The organism is Streptomyces sp. NPDC030838, assembly GCF_055572035.1.
Map to the genome: position 1 here is coordinate 33,819 of NZ_JBVIED010000022.1, position 16,476 is coordinate 50,294.

General features: G+C 71.0%; 17 protein-coding genes. 7 read left to right on the plus strand and 10 right to left on the minus strand.

Annotated elements, in window-relative coordinates; genetic code table 11:
* Positions 1-110: 110 nt before the first annotated feature.
* From ACZ42A_RS37925 to ACZ42A_RS37945, 5 genes are all read right to left on the minus strand, one after another.
* Positions 111-1,745: an FAD-dependent monooxygenase gene (locus tag ACZ42A_RS37925; RefSeq protein WP_468531925.1), complete on the minus strand. Its 1,635-nt coding sequence runs from the start codon at positions 1,743-1,745 to the stop codon at positions 111-113.
* A gap of 177 nt (positions 1,746-1,922) precedes the next feature.
* A complete protein-coding gene (locus ACZ42A_RS37930) occupies positions 1,923-2,831 on the minus strand; it encodes an amino acid ABC transporter permease (protein ID WP_468531926.1) in 909 nt (302 codons plus the stop codon).
* Complete coding sequence (locus ACZ42A_RS37935; RefSeq protein WP_468531927.1) at positions 2,828-3,505, minus strand: amino acid ABC transporter permease; 678 nt, start codon at positions 3,503-3,505, stop codon at positions 2,828-2,830. The genes ACZ42A_RS37930 and ACZ42A_RS37935 overlap by 4 nt, the downstream gene beginning before the upstream one ends.
* A 115-nt stretch (positions 3,506-3,620) precedes the next feature.
* Positions 3,621-4,463 carry a glutamate ABC transporter substrate-binding protein gene (locus ACZ42A_RS37940; protein ID WP_468531928.1) on the minus strand — a complete coding sequence of 281 codons (843 nt, stop codon included), beginning with the start codon at positions 4,461-4,463 and terminating at the stop codon, positions 3,621-3,623.
* A gap of 173 nt (positions 4,464-4,636) precedes the next feature.
* Positions 4,637-5,413: an amino acid ABC transporter ATP-binding protein gene (locus tag ACZ42A_RS37945; RefSeq protein WP_468531929.1), complete on the minus strand. Its 777-nt coding sequence runs from the start codon at positions 5,411-5,413 to the stop codon at positions 4,637-4,639.
* 289 nt (positions 5,414-5,702) lie between these two features.
* On the opposite strand from ACZ42A_RS37945, the gene ACZ42A_RS37950 reads away from it, so the two are divergent.
* The gene (locus ACZ42A_RS37950; protein ID WP_468531930.1) at positions 5,703-6,389 is read left to right on the plus strand and encodes a response regulator transcription factor; all 687 of its coding nucleotides are present in this window, start codon (positions 5,703-5,705) and stop codon (positions 6,387-6,389) included.
* Between the two features lie 9 nt (positions 6,390-6,398).
* Entirely contained in the window at positions 6,399-7,790 is a 1,392-nt protein-coding gene (locus ACZ42A_RS37955; protein WP_468531931.1) for a sensor histidine kinase, read from the plus strand.
* Positions 7,791-7,883: 93 nt separating this feature from the next.
* Here ACZ42A_RS37955 and ACZ42A_RS37960 read toward each other — a convergent pair whose 3' ends face one another.
* Positions 7,884-8,876, minus strand: a complete 993-nt coding sequence (locus ACZ42A_RS37960) for a TAXI family TRAP transporter solute-binding subunit (RefSeq protein ID WP_468531932.1) — start codon at positions 8,874-8,876, stop codon at positions 7,884-7,886.
* An 86-nt stretch (positions 8,877-8,962) separates the two neighbouring features.
* Between ACZ42A_RS37960 and ACZ42A_RS37965 the strand changes: the two genes are divergently transcribed.
* Positions 8,963-9,415, plus strand: a complete 453-nt coding sequence (locus ACZ42A_RS37965) for a pyrophosphohydrolase domain-containing protein (RefSeq protein WP_468531933.1) — start codon at positions 8,963-8,965, stop codon at positions 9,413-9,415.
* Here ACZ42A_RS37965 and ACZ42A_RS37970 read toward each other — a convergent pair.
* Both ACZ42A_RS37970 and ACZ42A_RS37975 read right to left on the minus strand, forming a co-directional pair.
* Complete coding sequence (locus ACZ42A_RS37970; RefSeq protein WP_468531934.1) at positions 9,394-10,614, minus strand: cation:proton antiporter; 1,221 nt, start codon at positions 10,612-10,614, stop codon at positions 9,394-9,396. The genes ACZ42A_RS37965 and ACZ42A_RS37970 overlap by 22 nt on opposite strands.
* A gap of 4 nt (positions 10,615-10,618) precedes the next feature.
* Entirely contained in the window at positions 10,619-11,104 is a 486-nt protein-coding gene (locus ACZ42A_RS37975) for a cation:proton antiporter regulatory subunit (RefSeq protein WP_468531935.1), read from the minus strand.
* Between the two features lie 106 nt (positions 11,105-11,210).
* Here ACZ42A_RS37975 and ACZ42A_RS37980 point away from each other — a divergent pair, with 106 nt between their 5' ends.
* From ACZ42A_RS37980 to ACZ42A_RS37995, 4 genes are all read left to right on the plus strand, one after another.
* The gene (locus tag ACZ42A_RS37980) at positions 11,211-12,320 is read left to right on the plus strand and encodes a sensor histidine kinase (protein ID WP_468531936.1); all 1,110 of its coding nucleotides are present in this window, start codon (positions 11,211-11,213) and stop codon (positions 12,318-12,320) included.
* A gap of 26 nt (positions 12,321-12,346) precedes the next feature.
* A complete protein-coding gene (locus ACZ42A_RS37985) occupies positions 12,347-13,003 on the plus strand; it encodes a response regulator (protein ID WP_468531937.1) in 657 nt (218 codons plus the stop codon).
* Between the two features lie 80 nt (positions 13,004-13,083).
* Complete coding sequence (gene miaB, locus ACZ42A_RS37990) at positions 13,084-14,601, plus strand: tRNA (N6-isopentenyl adenosine(37)-C2)-methylthiotransferase MiaB (RefSeq protein ID WP_468531938.1); 1,518 nt, start codon at positions 13,084-13,086, stop codon at positions 14,599-14,601.
* Positions 14,602-14,861: 260 nt separating this feature from the next.
* The gene (locus ACZ42A_RS37995; RefSeq protein ID WP_468531939.1) at positions 14,862-15,575 is read left to right on the plus strand and encodes a class III extradiol dioxygenase subunit B-like domain-containing protein; all 714 of its coding nucleotides are present in this window, start codon (positions 14,862-14,864) and stop codon (positions 15,573-15,575) included.
* A gap of 118 nt (positions 15,576-15,693) precedes the next feature.
* On the opposite strand, the gene ACZ42A_RS38000 is transcribed toward ACZ42A_RS37995, so the two are convergent.
* The gene (locus tag ACZ42A_RS38000; protein WP_468531940.1) at positions 15,694-15,963 is read right to left on the minus strand and encodes an antitoxin; all 270 of its coding nucleotides are present in this window, start codon (positions 15,961-15,963) and stop codon (positions 15,694-15,696) included.
* Between the two features lie 25 nt (positions 15,964-15,988).
* A complete protein-coding gene (locus ACZ42A_RS38005) occupies positions 15,989-16,294 on the minus strand; it encodes a hypothetical protein (RefSeq protein ID WP_468531941.1) in 306 nt (101 codons plus the stop codon).
* Between the last annotated feature and the right edge of the window lie 182 nt (positions 16,295-16,476).

Consider the following 16,476-nt stretch of genomic DNA (forward strand, 5'->3'; position numbering starts at 1 on the left):
CGCCACAGGCGCACGCAGGTGTCGATCACAAGGCGGAGTACACCACGCCGGTCCGGGTGGGTCAACTCGCTGTCACCATGTGGACACAGGGTGACAGCGAACCGGTGGTGTCAGCGCGAGCCCGCCCCGGCCTCCGCCTCGACTCCCGCCTTCGCCGGGCCGCCGAGCGTCGCCTCGGCCGCCGTGTAGAGGTCGGCGGGGCGCACCCCGTTCAGCGCCGTGACCAGATGGCCGTCGGGCCGGACCAGGAGCACGGTGTGGGCGGCGGCGCCCGGATAGCTCTCGGCGACCAGCAGCTCGGCGGGGTGCGGCAGGGCGGTCACCGCGGCCGCGAGCCGGGGCATGATCCCGGCGGTCACCCAGTGCTTGCGCTCCCAGACGCCCGTGCCCGGCGCGATCAGCACGACGAGCAGCGCGCCCCGGCCCAGCCGGTCCCGCAGCCGTACGAACGAGCCGTCCTCCGCGGTGACCACCACATCGGTGACCGGCGCCCCCGGCGGGGTGTCGACGGGGACCGCCGCCTCGATGTGCCGGGGCGTGAGCGGGGAGTCGGCGTAGCCGGCCGGCGCGCCGAGCGGCCCGCTCCCCAGGTGCCCGTCGGTGAGCAGCGCGTCATGGCCGCGGGCGGCGCCGGGGACGTACGAGCGCAGGCCCTTGCCGCCGCGCAGCATCGGCAACGCCTGGTCGGCGGCGCGCAGCCGGGCGGCCACGGCCGCGCGCCGCTCCGCCTGATAGCTGTCCAGCAGCGCTTCGTGCGCCCCGTGGTGCCAGGCCAGCGCCAGCTTCCACGCCAGGTTGTCGGCGTCCCGCAGCCCCTCGTCCAACCCCTGGGTGCCGAGCGCGCCGAGCAGATGCGCCGCGTCCCCCGCGAGGAAGACCCGGCCCGCCCGCCAGCGGCGGGCCAGCCGGTGGTGGACGATATGGACTCCGGTGTCCAGCAGTTCGTACGACGGTGACGCGTCGCCCGTCCAGCCGGTCAGGGTCTCCTGGACGCGGGCCATCAGAAGCTCGGGCGTGACCAGGTCCTTGCCGGGCGGCAGCAGCCAGTCCAGCCGCCAGACGCCGTCCGGGAGCGGACGCCCGGTCACCTCCCCGGCCGAGGGTCCCGACGACCGCCACGGCGGCATCCGATGGAGCAACGCCTGATCCGGCCACGGAAGTTCCGCCCGCAGCGCGGCCACGGCGTGTCGCTCCACCGCCGTACGGCCGGGGAAGCGGATGTCCTGGAGTTTGCGCACCGTCGAGCGAGGGCCGTCGCAGCCGACCAGGTAACTGCCGCGCCACCAGGTGCCCTTGGGGCCGCGCGTGTGCGCGGTGACGCCCGAGGTCTCCTGCTCGACGGTGTCCAGCCGGCTGTCCACGGCGACCTCGACCAGCCGTTCCCGGGCGAGCGCGGCGCGCAGGGCGCCGGTGAGGACGTGCTGGGCGATGTGCAGCGGGGAGGCGAGCGGTACGGGCTCCTCCGCGTCCTCTGCGGCGTCGCCGAACGTGATCTCGCGCATGACCTGTTTGCGCCGCATGGACCGCCATCCGGCCCAGTGCGCACCCGCCTCGGCGAGCGGCACCCCGATCAGTCGTTCCATCAGCGCGGTGGTGTCCTCGCGCAGCACGACGGTGCGCGCGAGCCGTGGTTCGTCCTTGCCCGGTCCCTCGTCCAGGACGACGGACGGCACCTCCTGACGCGCCAGCGCCAGGGCGAGCGTGAGCCCGACGGGCCCCGCTCCGACGATGATCACCGGGTCCACGGCGCGGCGCCCCCTGCCCGTGGCGGTGTCCTGAGGGACGTATGTGAACAGGAAGTTGGAGCAGGGTGCACGATCACAGAACGTATGCAACCCATTGCCGGTGCTTGCGTCAAGTGACGAGGGGCAGTGGCGATCATGCCACTGCCCCTCGTATCACGGACGCTTACTGACCGACCATCAGACGGTCTTGTCGACGGCCGCCCCGGGTGTACCACCGACCTCGGCGGCGTTGAGGTCGTCGACGTCCTCAGCGCCCAGGACCGCGCCCGTCGACCTCTTGCTGCGCCGCAGCCTGCCCTCGAGCCAGCTGGCGAAGCTGGTGAGGATGAAGTTGAGGACGATGTAGATGATCGCCACGACGATGAAGCTTGGGATGACGTTCGCGTAGTTCGCCGCGAGCGTGCCACGCGTGTTCAGCAGCTCCGTGAAGCCGATCATCACGCCGCCCAGCGCGGTGTCCTTCACGATGACGACCAGCTGGGTGACGATGGCCGGGAGCATCGCCGTGACCGCCTGGGGCAGCAGGATGCTGGTCATCGTCTGGCCCTTGCGCAGACCGATCGCCTGGGCCGCCTCCGTCTGCCCCTTGGGCAGGGCGAGGATGCCCGCGCGGACGATCTCGGCGAGGACCGAGGCGTTGTAGAGCACCAGACCGGTGACGACCGCGTACAGGGGCCGGTCGTCGCTGCTGACGTCCGTGGAGCGGGCGTAGAACTCGTTGGCGAACAGCATCAGCAGCAGCACCGGGATGGCCCGGAAGAACTCCACCACCGCGCCGGCCGGGACGCGCACCCAGGCATGGTCGGACATGCGGGCGATGCCGAAGAAGGCACCCAGCGGGAGGGCGATGATCATGGCCAGCGCCGCGGCCTTGAGGGTGTCGCCGAGGCCGGGCAGCAGATACGTCGTCCAGGCCTGGGACTCGGTGAACGGCTTCCACAGGGCCCACTCCAACTGGCCCTTGTCGTCCATCACCGTGTAGACCCACCACAGCAGGAGGGCCAGCAGGGCGAGGAAGACGACCGAGAAGATGATGTTGCGCCGCTTGGCCCGGGGGCCGGGGGCGTCGTAGAGAACCGAGGTCACCGCTTCACCGCCAGTCGCTTGCTCAGCCAGCCGAGGAACAGGCCGGTGGGCAGGGTCAGTACTACGAAACCGAAGGCGAAGATCGCGCCGATGAGCACCGTCTGTGCCTCGTTCTCGATCATTTCCTTCATCAGCAGGGCGGCCTCCGCCACACCGATGGTCGCCGCCACCGTGGTGTTCTTCGTCAGCGCGATCAGCACATTCGCCAGCGGGCCGATGACCGCGCGGAACGCCTGCGGCAGCACGATCACGCGCAGCACCTGACTGAAGGACAGACCGAGGGCGCGGGCCGCCTCCGCCTGCCCCACCGGCACCGTGTTGATGCCGGAGCGCAGCGCCTCGCAGACGAACGCCGCGGTGTAGGCGACGAGGCCGAGCACCGCGAGGCGGAAGCCCTGGACCTCCAGGTCGTCGGGGGCGCCCATGGTCATGCCGAAGATGTCGGCGAGACCGAGCGACGTGAAGACGATGATGACGGTGAGCGGGATGTTCCGGACGATGTTCACATAGGCGGTGCCGAACCACCGCATCAGCGGCACCGGGCTGACCCGCATCGCCGCCAGCAGGGTGCCCCAGACCAGGGAGCCGACGGCCGAGAACACGGTGAGCTGCACCGTCACCCAGAAGGCACCCAACAAGGTTGGATCGTCATAGTCAGAAATAAAGTCGAACACGATCTCCCGCGCTTCCGGGTGTGTGGCGTATGTGGCGGACGCGGCGCGCCGCCGCCCTGATCGCGGCGGACGGCGGCACGCCTGAGAAATCCCGCGTTACTGGACTGTCCTGGCCTTACTTGACGATGTTGCCGATCTTCGGGGCCGGCTCGTTCTCGTAGTTGGCCGGGCCGAAGTTCTTGTCGACCGCCTTCTCCCAGGACTTGTCGGCGACCATCTTCTCCAGCGCGTCGTTGATCTTGTTCAGGGTCTCGGTGTCGCCCTTCTTGACGCCGATGCCGTAGTTCTCGTTGCTGAGCTTCAGGCCGACGAGCTTGAACTGGCCCTGGTACTGCTTCTGAGCGGCGAAGCCGGCGAGAATCGAGTCGTCCGTCGTCAGCGCGTCCATGGCGCCGCTCTGCACGGCGGCGACGCACTCCGAGTAGGTGCCGACCTGCTTCAGCTGGGCCTTGGGGGCGAAGTCGTCCTTGACGTTCTGCGCGGAGGTGGAGCCGGCCACCGAGCAGAGCTTCTTGTCGTTCAGGTCCGTGGCCTCGGTGATGTCCGAGTCCTTCTTGACCAGCAGGTCCTGGTGGGCCAGCAGGTACGGACCGGCGAAGTCGACCTTCTCCTTGCGCTCGTCGGTGATGGAGTAGGTCGCCGCGATGAACTTCACATCGCCGCGGGCGAGCGCGTTCTCACGGTCGGCGCTCTTGGTCTCGACCCACTCGATCTGGTTCGGCTCGTAGCCGAGCTCCTTGGCCACGTACGTCGCCACGTCGACGTCGAAGCCGGAGAAGGAACCGTCGGGCTCCTTCAGACCGAGACCGGGCTGGTCGTACTTGATGCCGATCTTGATCTTGTCGCCGCCGCCGGAACCCGAGCCGCCGTTGTCCTTGTCCTCGCCGCCGCACGCGGTCGCGGTGATCGACAGGACGAGCGCGGCCGCGGCCGCGGCAGTGACCTTGCGGAGCTTCATGGTGAACATCCTTTGGGTGGTGAAGGGGACGAGGGCCGTCCGGTGCGGGTGGTGCGGGCCGTCCGGTGCGGTGGTGCCGGTGGTGCGGGCCGTCTGGTGGTGCCGGTGGTGCCGGTGGTGCGGGCCATCCGGTGCGGGTGACGCTGTCGTCGCGCGCGGGCGACGAGGCTCGGTCAGTGGTGCAGGATCTTCGACAGGAAGTCCTTCGCACGGTCGCTGCGCGGGTTGCTGAAGAACTGGTCGGGCGCAGCCTCCTCGACGATTCGGCCGTCCGCCATGAACACCACGCGGTTTGCCGCCGATCGTGCGAAGCCCATCTCGTGGGTGACCACGATCATGGTCATGCCCTCACGGGCGAGCTGCTGCATGACCTCGAGCACCTCATTGATCATCTCCGGGTCGAGAGCCGACGTCGGCTCGTCGAAGAGCATGACCTTGGGGCCCATGGCGAGGGCCCGCGCGATGGCGACACGCTGCTGCTGGCCGCCGGAGAGCTGCGCGGGGTACTTGTCCGCCTGCGTGGCGACGCCGACCCGGTCCAGCAGGGCGCGCGCCTTTTCCTCGGCCTTCTTCTTGTCCGCCTTGCGGACCTTGATCTGGCCGAGCATCACGTTCTCGAGCACGGTCTTGTGCGCGAAGAGATTGAAGGACTGGAACACCATCCCGACGTCGGCCCGCAGGCGGGCCAGCTCCTTGCCCTCCTGGGGCAGCGGCTTTCCGTCGATCGTGATGGTGCCGGAGTCGATCGTTTCGAGGCGGTTGATGGTGCGGCACAGGGTGGACTTCCCGGACCCGGAGGGCCCGATGACCACGACGACCTCGCCGCGGGCGATCGTGAGATCGATGTCCTGGAGTACGTGCAACGCGCCGAAGTGCTTGTTGACGCTCTTCAGGACGACCAGTTCGCCGGTCGCGGCCACATCTTCCTTGGCCACCGATACTTCGGTCATCGCTAGCTGGCTCCGTCCTCCTCGGGTTTCGGAGGACACTAATAACCCTACGCGACCTGCGTCATTACATCTGAGGGGAATCTGAGCATCACGATCCGATAGCAATCGGACACCTGTCGTAGCACTTGTGACCTGCGAGCGTATCGGCCGGATAACTTCGAGGGCCGCGCAACCGGAACCCTCTTGACGTCGTCGTCATCCATCAGCGTGACTGCCATGGTGCACACGCGCGCGTACACGCGTTTGTAGCCGCCGGATCCGTACAGCCGATGAACCGAAGGGGGCCGGGATGAGACTGCTGCTCGTCGAGGACGACAACCATGTCGCCACCGCTCTGTCCGCGGTCCTGGCGCGGCACGGCTTCGACGTCACGCACGCGCGCAGCGGCGAGGAGGCTCTGCAGGCCCTCGTGCCCGAGGGCGCCGGCTTCGGTGTCGTCCTGCTCGACCTCGGCCTGCCCGACCAGGACGGTTACGAGGTGTGCAGCAAGATCCGCAAGCGCACCGCGACCCCGGTGATCATGGTCACCGCGCGGTCCGACGTCCGCTCCCGCATCCACGGCCTCAACCTCGGGGCCGACGACTACGTGGTCAAGCCGTACGACACGGGGGAGCTGCTCGCGCGGATCCACGCGGTCAGCCGGCGCTCCGTCCCGGAGGACGCCACCGGCCCGATCGAGACCGCCCTGCACCTGGGACCGGTCCGTATCGAGCTGCCCACCCGCCAGGTCAGCGTCGACGGTTCGGTTGTCCAACTCACCCGCAAGGAGTTCGACCTGCTCGCCCTGCTGGCTCAGCGCCCAGGCGTGGTCTTCCGGCGGGAGCAGATCATCAGCGAGGTCTGGCGGACCAGCTGGGAGGGGACCGGGCGCACCCTGGAGGTGCACGTCGCGTCCCTGCGGGCCAAGCTGCGCATGCCGGCGCTCATCGAGACCGTACGCGGCGTCGGCTACCGGCTCGTCGCCCCGGGCGCGTAGCGGGGCAGGGTGCGCACACGTCTCCTGCCGCTGCTCATCGTCCTGATGGCGGCCGTGCTGCTGGCGCTGGGCGTCCCGCTCGCCGTCAGCCTGGCCGCCGCCCAGCAGCAGAAGGTGGTCGTCGACCGGATCGACGACACCGCGCGGTTCGCGGCCCTCGCCCAGTTCGTCACCGCCGCGCCCCCGGTCCGGGACGAACGCCGCGAGACGCTGAAGCGCGAACTGATCAGCTACTACAAGGTCTACGGCATTCGTGCCGGTGTCTTCTACCGCGACGACATCCCCATGGCTCATGCGCCCGACGACTGGCTGCTCCCCCGATCGGGTGAGGTGCGGGCGGCCTTCGACGAGGCGTGGCTCAGCCGCCGCAGCCACGACCCGAAGCAGGTGTGGCCCTGGGAACGCCACCGCCTGGTCGTCGCCTCGCCGGTGATCCGGGACGGCGACGTGGTCGCGGTCGTGGTCACCGACTCGCCCACCGGGCAGATGCGGTCACGGATCCTGCGGGGCTGGCTGGTCATCGCCGCCGGGGAGACCGCCGCGATGCTGCTGGCCGTCGGCGCCGCGCTGCGGCTGACCGGCTGGGTGCTGCGGCCCGTACGCGTCCTGGACGCCACCACCCACGACATCGCCACCGGACGGCTGAAGTCCAGGGTGGCGGTGGCGAGCGGGCCGCCGGAGCTGCGCCGGCTGGCCCGGTCGTTCAACGAGATGGCGGACAACGTCGAGGACGTCCTGGAGCAGCAGCGCGCCTTCGTCGCCGACGCCTCGCACCAGCTGCGCAACCCGCTCGCGGCGCTGCTGCTGCGGATCGAGCTGCTGGCCCTGGAGCTGCCCGAGGGCAATCAGGAGATCGCCTCCGTCCAGACCGAGGGCAAACGCCTGGCCCAGGTCCTCGACGATCTGCTCGACCTGGCGCTCGCCGAGCACGCCGAGGCGGACCTCAAGACAACCGACATCGGCGCGCTGACCGCCGAGCGGGTCGCGGCCTGGTCTCCCACCGCCGAGGCCAAGGGCGTACGGCTGGAGGCCGACTGCCCGCCCACCACCGCCTGGGCCGACGCGGTCACCCTGTCCAGCGCACTCGACGCCGTCATCGACAACGCACTGAAGTTCACCCCTGCGGGTGAGTGTGTGGAGGTGAGGGTGACGTCCAACGGTGACACCTCCACCGTCGTCGTCGCCGACCGTGGCCCGGGGCTGACCGACGAGGAACTGTCCCGCGTGGGCGACCGTTTCTGGCGCAGCAACCGCCACCAGAACGTCAAGGGCTCGGGCCTCGGCCTGTCCATCTCCCGCGCGCTGCTCGCCTCGGCGGGCGGTTCCATCACCTACGACCATCACGAGCCGCACGGGCTGAAGGTGACGCTTCGGGTGCCTCGGAGCGGGCCGGCGGCCTGAAACAGGCCACCGCGCGGGGGCCTTGTTCACGGCTTCACGGTTTACGGCTTCGCTGGGGCTCCACCGTTTACGGCTTCGCCGGGTGGTCGTTGCTTACGGCTTCACCGAGCGGTAGTAGCGCCGCGCGCCCTCGTGCAGGGTGAGCGGGTCGGTGTAGATCGCGGTGCGAAGATCGACCAGCTGAGCGGAGTGGACGTGCGCGCCGATGCGGTCGCGGCTCCTGATGACGGTCCGGGTCAGCCACTCGGTCAGCTCGGGATCCATGTCCTTGCGGGTGATCAGCAGGTTGGACACCGCGATCGTCGGCACCGCCTCGCCGTTCTGGATGGTCGGGTAGGCCGACTCGGGCATGTTGGTGGCGCGGTAGTACCGGGTGGCGGCCCGCTGCTTGTGCAGCTTGGCGACCAGCTCGGCGTCGATCGGGATGAACCTGAAGGAGTCGGTCCTGGTGAGCTTCCGCAGACCGTCCGTCGGCAGTCCGCCCGACCAGAAGAACGCGTCGAGCTTCTTCCCCAGCTGCTTGGGCCCGGTGTCGATGCCGTCCGAGTGCGGCTCGATGTCCTTCTCCGGGTCGATGCCGGCCGCCCTGAGCACCCGGGTGGCGATCAGCCGCACCCCCGAGTGCGGCAGCCCTATGGCCACGCGCTTGCCCCGCAGGTCCTCGACCGACCGGATGTCCGAGTTCGGCGGGACGACGAGCTGCACATAGTCGTCGTACAGGCGGGCGACCCCGCGCAGTCGGCCGGCGCCCTCCCCGTCGAGCTTGTACGTCTCCACCGCGTCGGCGGCCGCGATGGTGAAGTCGGCCTTCCCGGTGGCCACGCGCGCGACGTTCTCCTGCGAGCCCGCGCTGGTGAGCAGCTCCACCTTGAGGCCCGGCATGTCCTTGGCCAGCTCCTTGCGCAGCCGGTCCCCGTACTCGTAGTAGACCCCCGCGCGGGTGCCCGTGCTGAACGTGATCGTCCCGCCCGGCGGCTCCTCCTCCAAGGGCAGCAGCCACCACAGCAGCAGCCCCAGAGCCACGACACCGACGGCCGCGCTCTGCAGGGCCCGGCGCCGGGCGAGGCGGGGGAGCAGCTTGGACATGCGCGCGATCCTGCCAGCCCGCATGCCCACCTGACCAGGGCCGGAATCACAGCGGGACTGTCAGAGGCGGCCGATACAGTCGACGCATGAGTTCTTCGCCCGCCGACCTGGTCCGTGAATTCCACCTCGCCTTCGGTCTCGACGCCCGCAGCACGCCGACCGAGGTCACGCCGGAGCTGGCCGCGCAGAGAGGAGCGCTGCTGGCCGAGGAGGCCGCGGAGGTCGCCGAGGTCTCCGTCGACGGCCCGCTGGACCGGCTCGCGCACGAACTCGCCGACGTCGTCTACGTGGCGTACGGCACCGCTCTCGTCCACGGCATCGACCTGGACCAGGTGATCGCCGAGATCCACCGCTCCAACATGACCAAGCTGGGCCCCGACGGCACCGTCGCCCGCAGAGCCGACGGCAAGGTCCTCAAGGGGGAGCACTATCAGGCACCGGACGTGTCGGCGGTGCTGCGGCGCCAGGGGTGGCGGGCGGGGGAGCCCGAGGTGCGCGCCGCCGCAGGCTCCGCTCCTCAGTCGCCCACCGGCGCCTGAGCCCGCCGTTCCTCATCCAGGCGCACCGACCCCGCGCGGGCGGCGCCGCGACGGATCCACCGCATCGCCAGAGGTTCGGTGTACCGCGCGGTGAGCGGGCCGAGGACGACCAGCAGGAGGACGTAGGCGGTGGCCAGCGGGCCCAGGGCCGGTTCGATGCCCGCGGTGACCGCCAGCCCGGCGATGACGATCGAGAACTCGCCGCGGGCCACCAGCGCACCGCCCGTCCGCCAGCGGCCCTTGACGGAGATCCCGGCCCGGCGCGCCGCCCAGTAGCCGGTGGCGATCTTCGTCGCGGCGGTGACCACGGCCAGCGCGAGGGCCGGCAGCAGCACCGGAGGAATGCTCGCCGGGTCGGTGTGCAGTCCGAAGAAGACGAAGAACACCGCGGCGAACAGATCCCTGAGGGGGCTCAGCAGGGTGTGCGCGCCCTCCGCGACCTCCCCGGACAGCGCGATGCCCACCAGGAACGCGCCCACCGCCGCGGACACCTGGAGCTGCTGGGCGACGCCGGCGACCAGGATCGTCAGGCCGAGCACGACGAGCAGCAGCTTCTCCGGGTCGTCGCTGGAGACGAACCGCGAGATGACCCGGCCGTAGCGCACGGCCGCGAAGAGCACCAGCCCCGCGACGCTCAGCGCGATCGCCAGCGTCACGCTCCCGGCCGCCAGCCCGGCCCCGGCCACCAGCGCGGTGACGATCGGCAGGTAGACGGCCATCGCCAGGTCCTCCAGGACCAGCACGCTGAGGATGACCGGGGTTTCCCGGTTGCCGATCCGCCCCAGTTCGCCGAGCACCTTGGCGATGACCCCGGAGGAGGAGATCCAGGTGACGCCGGCCAGCACGACGGCGGCGACGGGGCCCCAGCCGAGCAGCAGCGCGGCCGCGGCGCCCGGCAGGGCGTTGAGCGCGCAGTCGACCAGGCCGGCCGGGTAGTGCGCCTTGAGGTTGGAGACGAGATCGCTCGCCGTGTACTCCAGGCCGAGCATCAGCAGCAGCAGGATCACACCGATCTCGGCGCCCGTGGCGATGAACTCCTCGCTTGCGCCGAGTGGCACCAGGCCGCCCTCGCCGAAGGCCAGACCGGCCAGCAGATACAGCGGTATGGGAGAGAACCGGAACCGCGCGGCGACCCGGCCGAGCAGGCCGAGACCCAGAATGATGGAACCGAACTCGATCAGCAGGACCGCGGAGTGCACCCCTTCACTCCCGTCCGAGTATCGCGGCGGCCGCGTCGACGCCCTCCCGGGTGCCGATCACGATCAGGATGTCGCCGCCGGCGAGCCGGAAGTCCGGCGCCGGGGACGGGATCGCCTCCGCCCGCCGCAGCACCGCGACGACGGACGCGCCGGTCTCGGTCCGCATCCGGGTGTCGCCGAGCAGCCGCCCGTTCCAGTGCGCGGTCGCGGCCACCTCGATCCGCTCGGCCACCAGGCCCAGGTCGGTGGTGTACAGCAGGCTCGTGCTGTGGTGCGACGGTTTCAGGGCGTCGATCAGCGCGCCCGCCTCGGCGCTGGTCAGCCGCAGGGACTGGGCACAGGAGTCGGGGTCGTCCGCGCGGTACACGCCGACCGTCCGGGCGCCGTCGCGGTGGGCGACCACGGACAGATGGCGCTGCTCGCGCGTGACGAGGTCGTACTGGACCCCGATACCCGGCAGCGGCGTCGCCTTCAGGCGTGGAGCAGACACGTTTCTTCCCTTTGCTTGCCTTGCTCGTCGACATGACTCGGAGTCCCCCGCCCATGGCGGGGGACTCCCGGACGGTCATGCTGTCACTCGCCCGTACGGTGACGACATGGGTGTTGTCACGGATATACGCGGGCGGCGGGCGGCGGCGAAGCTGGACCGGGCGCGGCCGTGCCCGAGGGCCGCAGGAAGCGGAGTGGGGAGCGTGTCGCTGTTCTGGCGGATCTTCTCCCTCAACTCCGTCGGCCTGGTCGTGGCCGCCGCGCTGCTCCTGGGCCCGGTCACCGTGTCCACTCCCGTACTGCCCGGCGAGGCACTGGTCGTCCTCGCCGGCCTCGCGGCGCTGCTGGCCGGGAACGCGGTCGTGCTGCGCATAGGACTCGCCCCCTTGCAGCGGCTGGGCCGGGCCATGGCCGCGGCGGACCTGCTCCGGCCGGGGACCCGCGCGGTCGTCGCCGGTCCCGCGGAGACCGCCGAGCTGATCACCACGTACAACGCGATGCTCGACCGCCTGGAGACCGAGCGTGCCACCAGCGCGGCCCGCGCGCTCTCCGCACAGGAGCGCGAACGCCACCGCATCGCGCGGGAGCTGCACGACGAGGTCGGCCAGACCCTCACCGCCGTACTCCTCCAGCTCAGGCGGGTCGCCGACCGGGCGCCCCGAGAACTGCGCGAGGAGGTGGGCCAGGCTCAGGAGGCCACCCGCGCGGGCCTGGACGAGATACGCCGGATAGCGCGTCGGCTGCGGCCCGGCGTGCTGGAGGAGCTGGGCCTCGTCAGCGCCCTGCGCTCGCTCGCCGGCGAGTTCACCGCCCATGGGCTGACGGTGCGGCACGAGCTGCGCGGCGAACTGCCCCCGCTCACCGAGGAGACCGAACTCGTGATCTACCGGGTGGCGCAGGAAGGGCTCACCAACACCGCGCGGCACTCCGGCGCCGACCGCGCGGAAGTCCGTCTGGGGCCCGTGCCCGGCGGTGTCGAACTGCTCGTCCGCGACAACGGCAAGGGCCTGGGCGCCGGAGTGCCGGAGGGCGCGGGCATCGGCGGCATGCGGGAGCGGGCGCTGCTGATCGGGGCCGAGCTGAACCTCGGACCGGGCCCCGAGCGGGGCACGGAGGTGCGGATGCGGATCCCTTGCCCGCCGGAGGAGGGCCGGTGGGAGCAGAGCCGACGGGAGGAGGACCTGTGGGAGGTGGGCCGATGGGAGGAGAACCGGTGAGAGGAGGACCGATGGGCGGTGGGCCGATGACTGCCCCGGTCCGCGTCCTGCTCGCCGACGACCACACACTCGTCCGCCGAGGCGTGCGCCTGATCCTGGACGGCGAGCGGGACCTGACGGTGGTGGCCGAGGCCGGGGACGGCGCGGAGGCGGTCACGCGCGCGCGTGCGGGCGACGTCGACCTGGCCGTCCTGGACGTCGCCATGCCCCGCATGACCGGTCTCCAGGCGGCGCGCGAACTGTCCCGCCGGCTGCCCGGACTGCGCATCCTCATCCTCACGATGTACGACAACGAGCAGTACTTCTTCGAGGCCCTGAAGGCCGGGGCCTGCGGCTACGTCCTGAAATCCGTCGCCGACCGCGACCTGGTCGAGGCCTGCCGCGCGGCCATGCGCGACGAGCCCTTCGTCTACCCGGGCGCCGAGCGCGCGCTGGTCCGCGCCTACCTGGACCGCCTGCACCGCGGCGACGGCCGCCTTCCGGAGCGGGCGGTCACCGAGCGGGAGGAGGAGATCCTGAAGCTGGTCGCCGAGGGCCACACCTCCAAGGAGATCGCCGAGCTGCTGTTCATCAGCGCCAAGACGGTCGAACGCCACCGCGCCAACCTGCTGCACAAGCTCGGCCTGCGCGACCGCCTGGAACTGACCCGGTACGCGATACGCGTCGGCCTGATCGAGCCGTGAGCCGACCGGGTGACGCAGGTCGCGAGCCGGTTGTCCACAGGCGGCCCGAGCCACTTCCGCCGACCGCCTACCCTTGTCCCATGAGCAGCATCGACCAGAGCCAGGCCGTGGGCGTCCGCACATACGAAGTACGCACCTACGGGTGCCAGATGAACGTCCATGATTCCGAGCGACTGGCCGGTCTGCTGGAGGACGCGGGCTACGTGCGCGCGCCCGAGGGGTCGGACGGCGACGCGGACGTCGTCGTCTTCAACACCTGCGCCGTCCGTGAGAACGCCGACAACCGGCTGTACGGCAACCTGGGCCACCTCGCCCCGAAGAAGGCCAAGCGCCCCGGCATGCAGATCGCGGTCGGCGGCTGTCTCGCCCAGAAGGACCGCGACACCATCGTGAAGAAGGCGCCCTGGGTGGACGTCGTCTTCGGCACCCACAACATCGGCAAGCTGCCGGTCCTGCTGGAACGCGCGCGTGTGCAGGAAGAGGCGCAGGTCGAGATCGCCGAGTCGCTGGAGGCGTTCCCCTCCACGCTGCCGACCCGGCGCGAGAGCGCGTACGCCGCCTGGGTGTCGATCTCCGTGGGCTGCAACAACACCTGCACCTTCTGCATCGTCCCGGCGCTGCGCGGCAAGGAGAAGGACCGCCGTCCCGGCGACATCCTCGCCGAGGTCGAGGCCCTGGTCGCCGAGGGCGTCTCCGAAATCACGCTGCTCGGCCAGAACGTCAACGCGTACGGCTCCGACATCGGCGACCGCGAGGCGTTCAGCAAGCTGCTGCGGGCCTGCGGCAAGATCGAGGGCCTGGAGCGGGTGCGCTTCACCTCCCCGCACCCGCGCGACTTCACCGACGACGTCATCGCCGCCATGGCCGAGACGCCGAACGTGATGCCCCAGCTCCACATGCCGCTCCAGTCCGGCTCGGACAGCGTCCTCAAGGCGATGCGCCGCTCCTACCGCCAGGAGCGCTACCTGGGGATCATCGAGAAGGTCCGCGCCGCCATCCCGCACGCGGCGATCACCACCGACATCATCGTGGGCTTCCCCGGCGAGACCGAGGAGGACTTCGAGCAGACCCTGCACGTGGTGCGCGAGGCCCGCTTCGCCCAGGCGTTCACCTTCCAGTACTCCAAGCGCCCGGGCACCCCGGCCGCCGAGATGGACAACCAGATCCCCAAGGAGGTCGTCCAGGCGCGGTACGAGCGGCTGGTGGCCCTCCAGGAGGAGATCTCCTGGGAGGAGAACAAGAAGCAGGTCGGCCGCACCCTGGAGCTGATGGTCGCCGAGGGCGAGGGCCGCAAGGACGGCGCCACGCACCGGCTGTCCGGCCGCGCCCCCGACAACCGCCTGGTCCATTTCACCAAGCCGGACGACGAGGTTCGCCCCGGCGACGTGGTCACCGTCGAGGTCACCTACGCCGCCCCGCACCACCTCCTCGCCGAGGGCCCGGTCCTCGCCGTGCGCCGCACCCGCGCGGGTGACGCCTGGGAGAAGCGCAACGCCGCCGAGGCCGCCAAGCCGGCGGGCGTGATGCTGGGCCTGCCGAAGATCGGGGTGCCGGCGCCGCTGCCGGTCGCCACGGGAAGCGGCTGCGGCTGCGACTGAGGGCGGGTCTGCCGGGAGGCGGACGGCCCCGTGCGCGGCGACGAGACGCTGATCGAGGACTGAACTCCGGGCACCGCGCGGGGGGCCTCCAGCGGGCTCGGGTGCAGAGCGTCTCCAGCGCGTCCGCGGGCGGAGCGCGTGCCCAGGCCGTCGCGAGGGCGGAGTGAGCTGCGGCGGCCTGCCGGGGGCGGAGTGAGCTGCGGCGGCCCACCGGGGGCGCAGTGACCTGTGGGGGCCCGCCGGGGGTTACGCTGCCGATCATGCTTGTCGCCGCCGCTGTCTGCCCCTGCCCGCCCGTCCTGGTGCCCGCGGTCGCCGCGGGCGCCGCACCCGAACTGGACGCCGCGCGTGCCGCCTGCACGGACGCGCTCGGGGTGCTCGCCGCCGCCCGGCCGGACCGACTGGTGGTCGTCGGGCCCGCCGGCGACGACGGACCCGGGCCGTACCCGGAGGGCACGCCGGGCTCCTTCCGCGGCTTCGGGGTCGATCTCGGCGTACGTCTGGGCCGGGAGCGGGCCGCCGAGGTGGACCGCGAACTGCCGGCGTCGCTGGCGGTCGCCGCCTGGCTGCTGGAGCGCACCGGGTGGTCCGATGCCCCGATCGAGGGACTGGGCGTGGCGGAACCGCTCGACGCCGAGCGGTGTATCCAACTCGGAAGGGACATCGCCGGGCAGGCCGGGCGGGTGGCCCTGCTGGTGATGGGCGACGCCAGCGCGTGCCGGACGGTCAAGGCGCCGGGCTATCTGGACGAGCGGGCGGAGCCCTTCGACACGGCGGTCGGGCGTGCGCTGGAGGCGGCGGACGTCGCGGCCCTCAAGGCGCTCGACATCGGGCTGGCCCGGGAGCTGAAGGTCGCGGGGCGCGGGCCGTGGCAGGTGCTCGCGGGCGCCGCCGAGGACGCGGAGCTCAAGGGCGCGCTGCTGTACGAGGACGCGCCGTACGGGGTGGGGTATGTGGTGGCGGCCTGGTCGTAGAGCCGCCTGATCGAGCGAATCCGGGCGCCGGTCCGGGCTCCGGAAACGGCGGACGGCCGGGAGCCTGCTGCTCCGCGGCCGTCCGCCGTATGCGTTGTCCTGCTGTGTCGACTGCCCCTCAGGAAGTCGGCGGCGGGGTGCTCGGCGGGGTGCCGGTGGTGCCTCCCGGTCCGGTGTCGTCCTTGTGGGCGAGTCGTTCCATGGCGTCCTTGGCCTTGCCAGAGCCCGACTGGATCTTGTCGCTGTACTTGCCCTTGGTGCGCTCGTCGACGACCTTGGCGGCGCGGTCGATACCGTGCTGAATCTTGTCCCCGTGCTGCTGTGCGAGGCCGGAGACCTTGTCCTTGGCCGGGGCGAGCTTGGCCTTCAAATTGTCGAAAAGACCCATGGGTCCACCTTCCCTCACGGGCAGTCTACGTGCGGGCGCCCTTGTCGGCCTCGCTGTCGGCCGCCTCCCCGGCGGACTGCTGCTTGGGAATCCCGACGGCGTCGGACGAATCGGTCTCGGCGGACTCCGCCGTGGGCGCGCTCGCGTCCTTGTCCGTCGTCGTCTCCGTCGCGGCGTCGGATCCGGCATCGGTTCCGGCGTCGGCCGATCCCTTCGCTTCCGCAGCCTCAGTCGCCTCGGAGTCGGCCGACGACGTGTCGGCCTGTGCCTCGGCGGTCGCCGCTTCCTCGGTAGCCTTCGACCGCCGAAGAAGTCGCGCAAAAACGCCCATATCCACTCCATACGTTACTCGTGCGGGCGAAATCCCGCGTTGCCCGGTGCGTCCGTTTGCGTCGCCCGGGTCACCGCCCCTGTGAACCGGCGGCGAAAACCTCGCAACGGGCAACGAACCCGGTTGCGGGGCGTCACGTAACTCGTTCGAGGTCACGGTGGGAGGTTTGCGAGACTGGTGCG

Coding starts and splice junctions, on each gene's coding strand:
- ACZ42A_RS37940 (WP_468531928.1), bottom strand. CDS start 4,463: ATGAAGCTCCGCAAGGTCACTGCCGCGGCCGCGGCCGCGCTCGTCCTG.
- ACZ42A_RS37945 (WP_468531929.1), bottom strand. CDS start 5,413: ATGACCGAAGTATCGGTGGCCAAGGAAGATGTGGCCGCGACCGGCGAA.
- ACZ42A_RS37950 (WP_468531930.1), top strand. CDS start 5,703: ATGAGACTGCTGCTCGTCGAGGACGACAACCATGTCGCCACCGCTCTG.
- ACZ42A_RS37960 (WP_468531932.1), bottom strand. CDS start 8,876: ATGTCCAAGCTGCTCCCCCGCCTCGCCCGGCGCCGGGCCCTGCAGAGC.
- ACZ42A_RS37965 (WP_468531933.1), top strand. CDS start 8,963: ATGAGTTCTTCGCCCGCCGACCTGGTCCGTGAATTCCACCTCGCCTTC.
- ACZ42A_RS37980 (WP_468531936.1), top strand. CDS start 11,211: ATGGGTGTTGTCACGGATATACGCGGGCGGCGGGCGGCGGCGAAGCTG.
- ACZ42A_RS37985 (WP_468531937.1), top strand. CDS start 12,347: ATGACTGCCCCGGTCCGCGTCCTGCTCGCCGACGACCACACACTCGTC.
- miaB (WP_468531938.1), top strand. CDS start 13,084: ATGAGCAGCATCGACCAGAGCCAGGCCGTGGGCGTCCGCACATACGAA.
- ACZ42A_RS37995 (WP_468531939.1), top strand. CDS start 14,862: ATGCTTGTCGCCGCCGCTGTCTGCCCCTGCCCGCCCGTCCTGGTGCCC.
- ACZ42A_RS38000 (WP_468531940.1), bottom strand. CDS start 15,963: ATGGGTCTTTTCGACAATTTGAAGGCCAAGCTCGCCCCGGCCAAGGAC.
- ACZ42A_RS38005 (WP_468531941.1), bottom strand. CDS start 16,294: ATGGGCGTTTTTGCGCGACTTCTTCGGCGGTCGAAGGCTACCGAGGAA.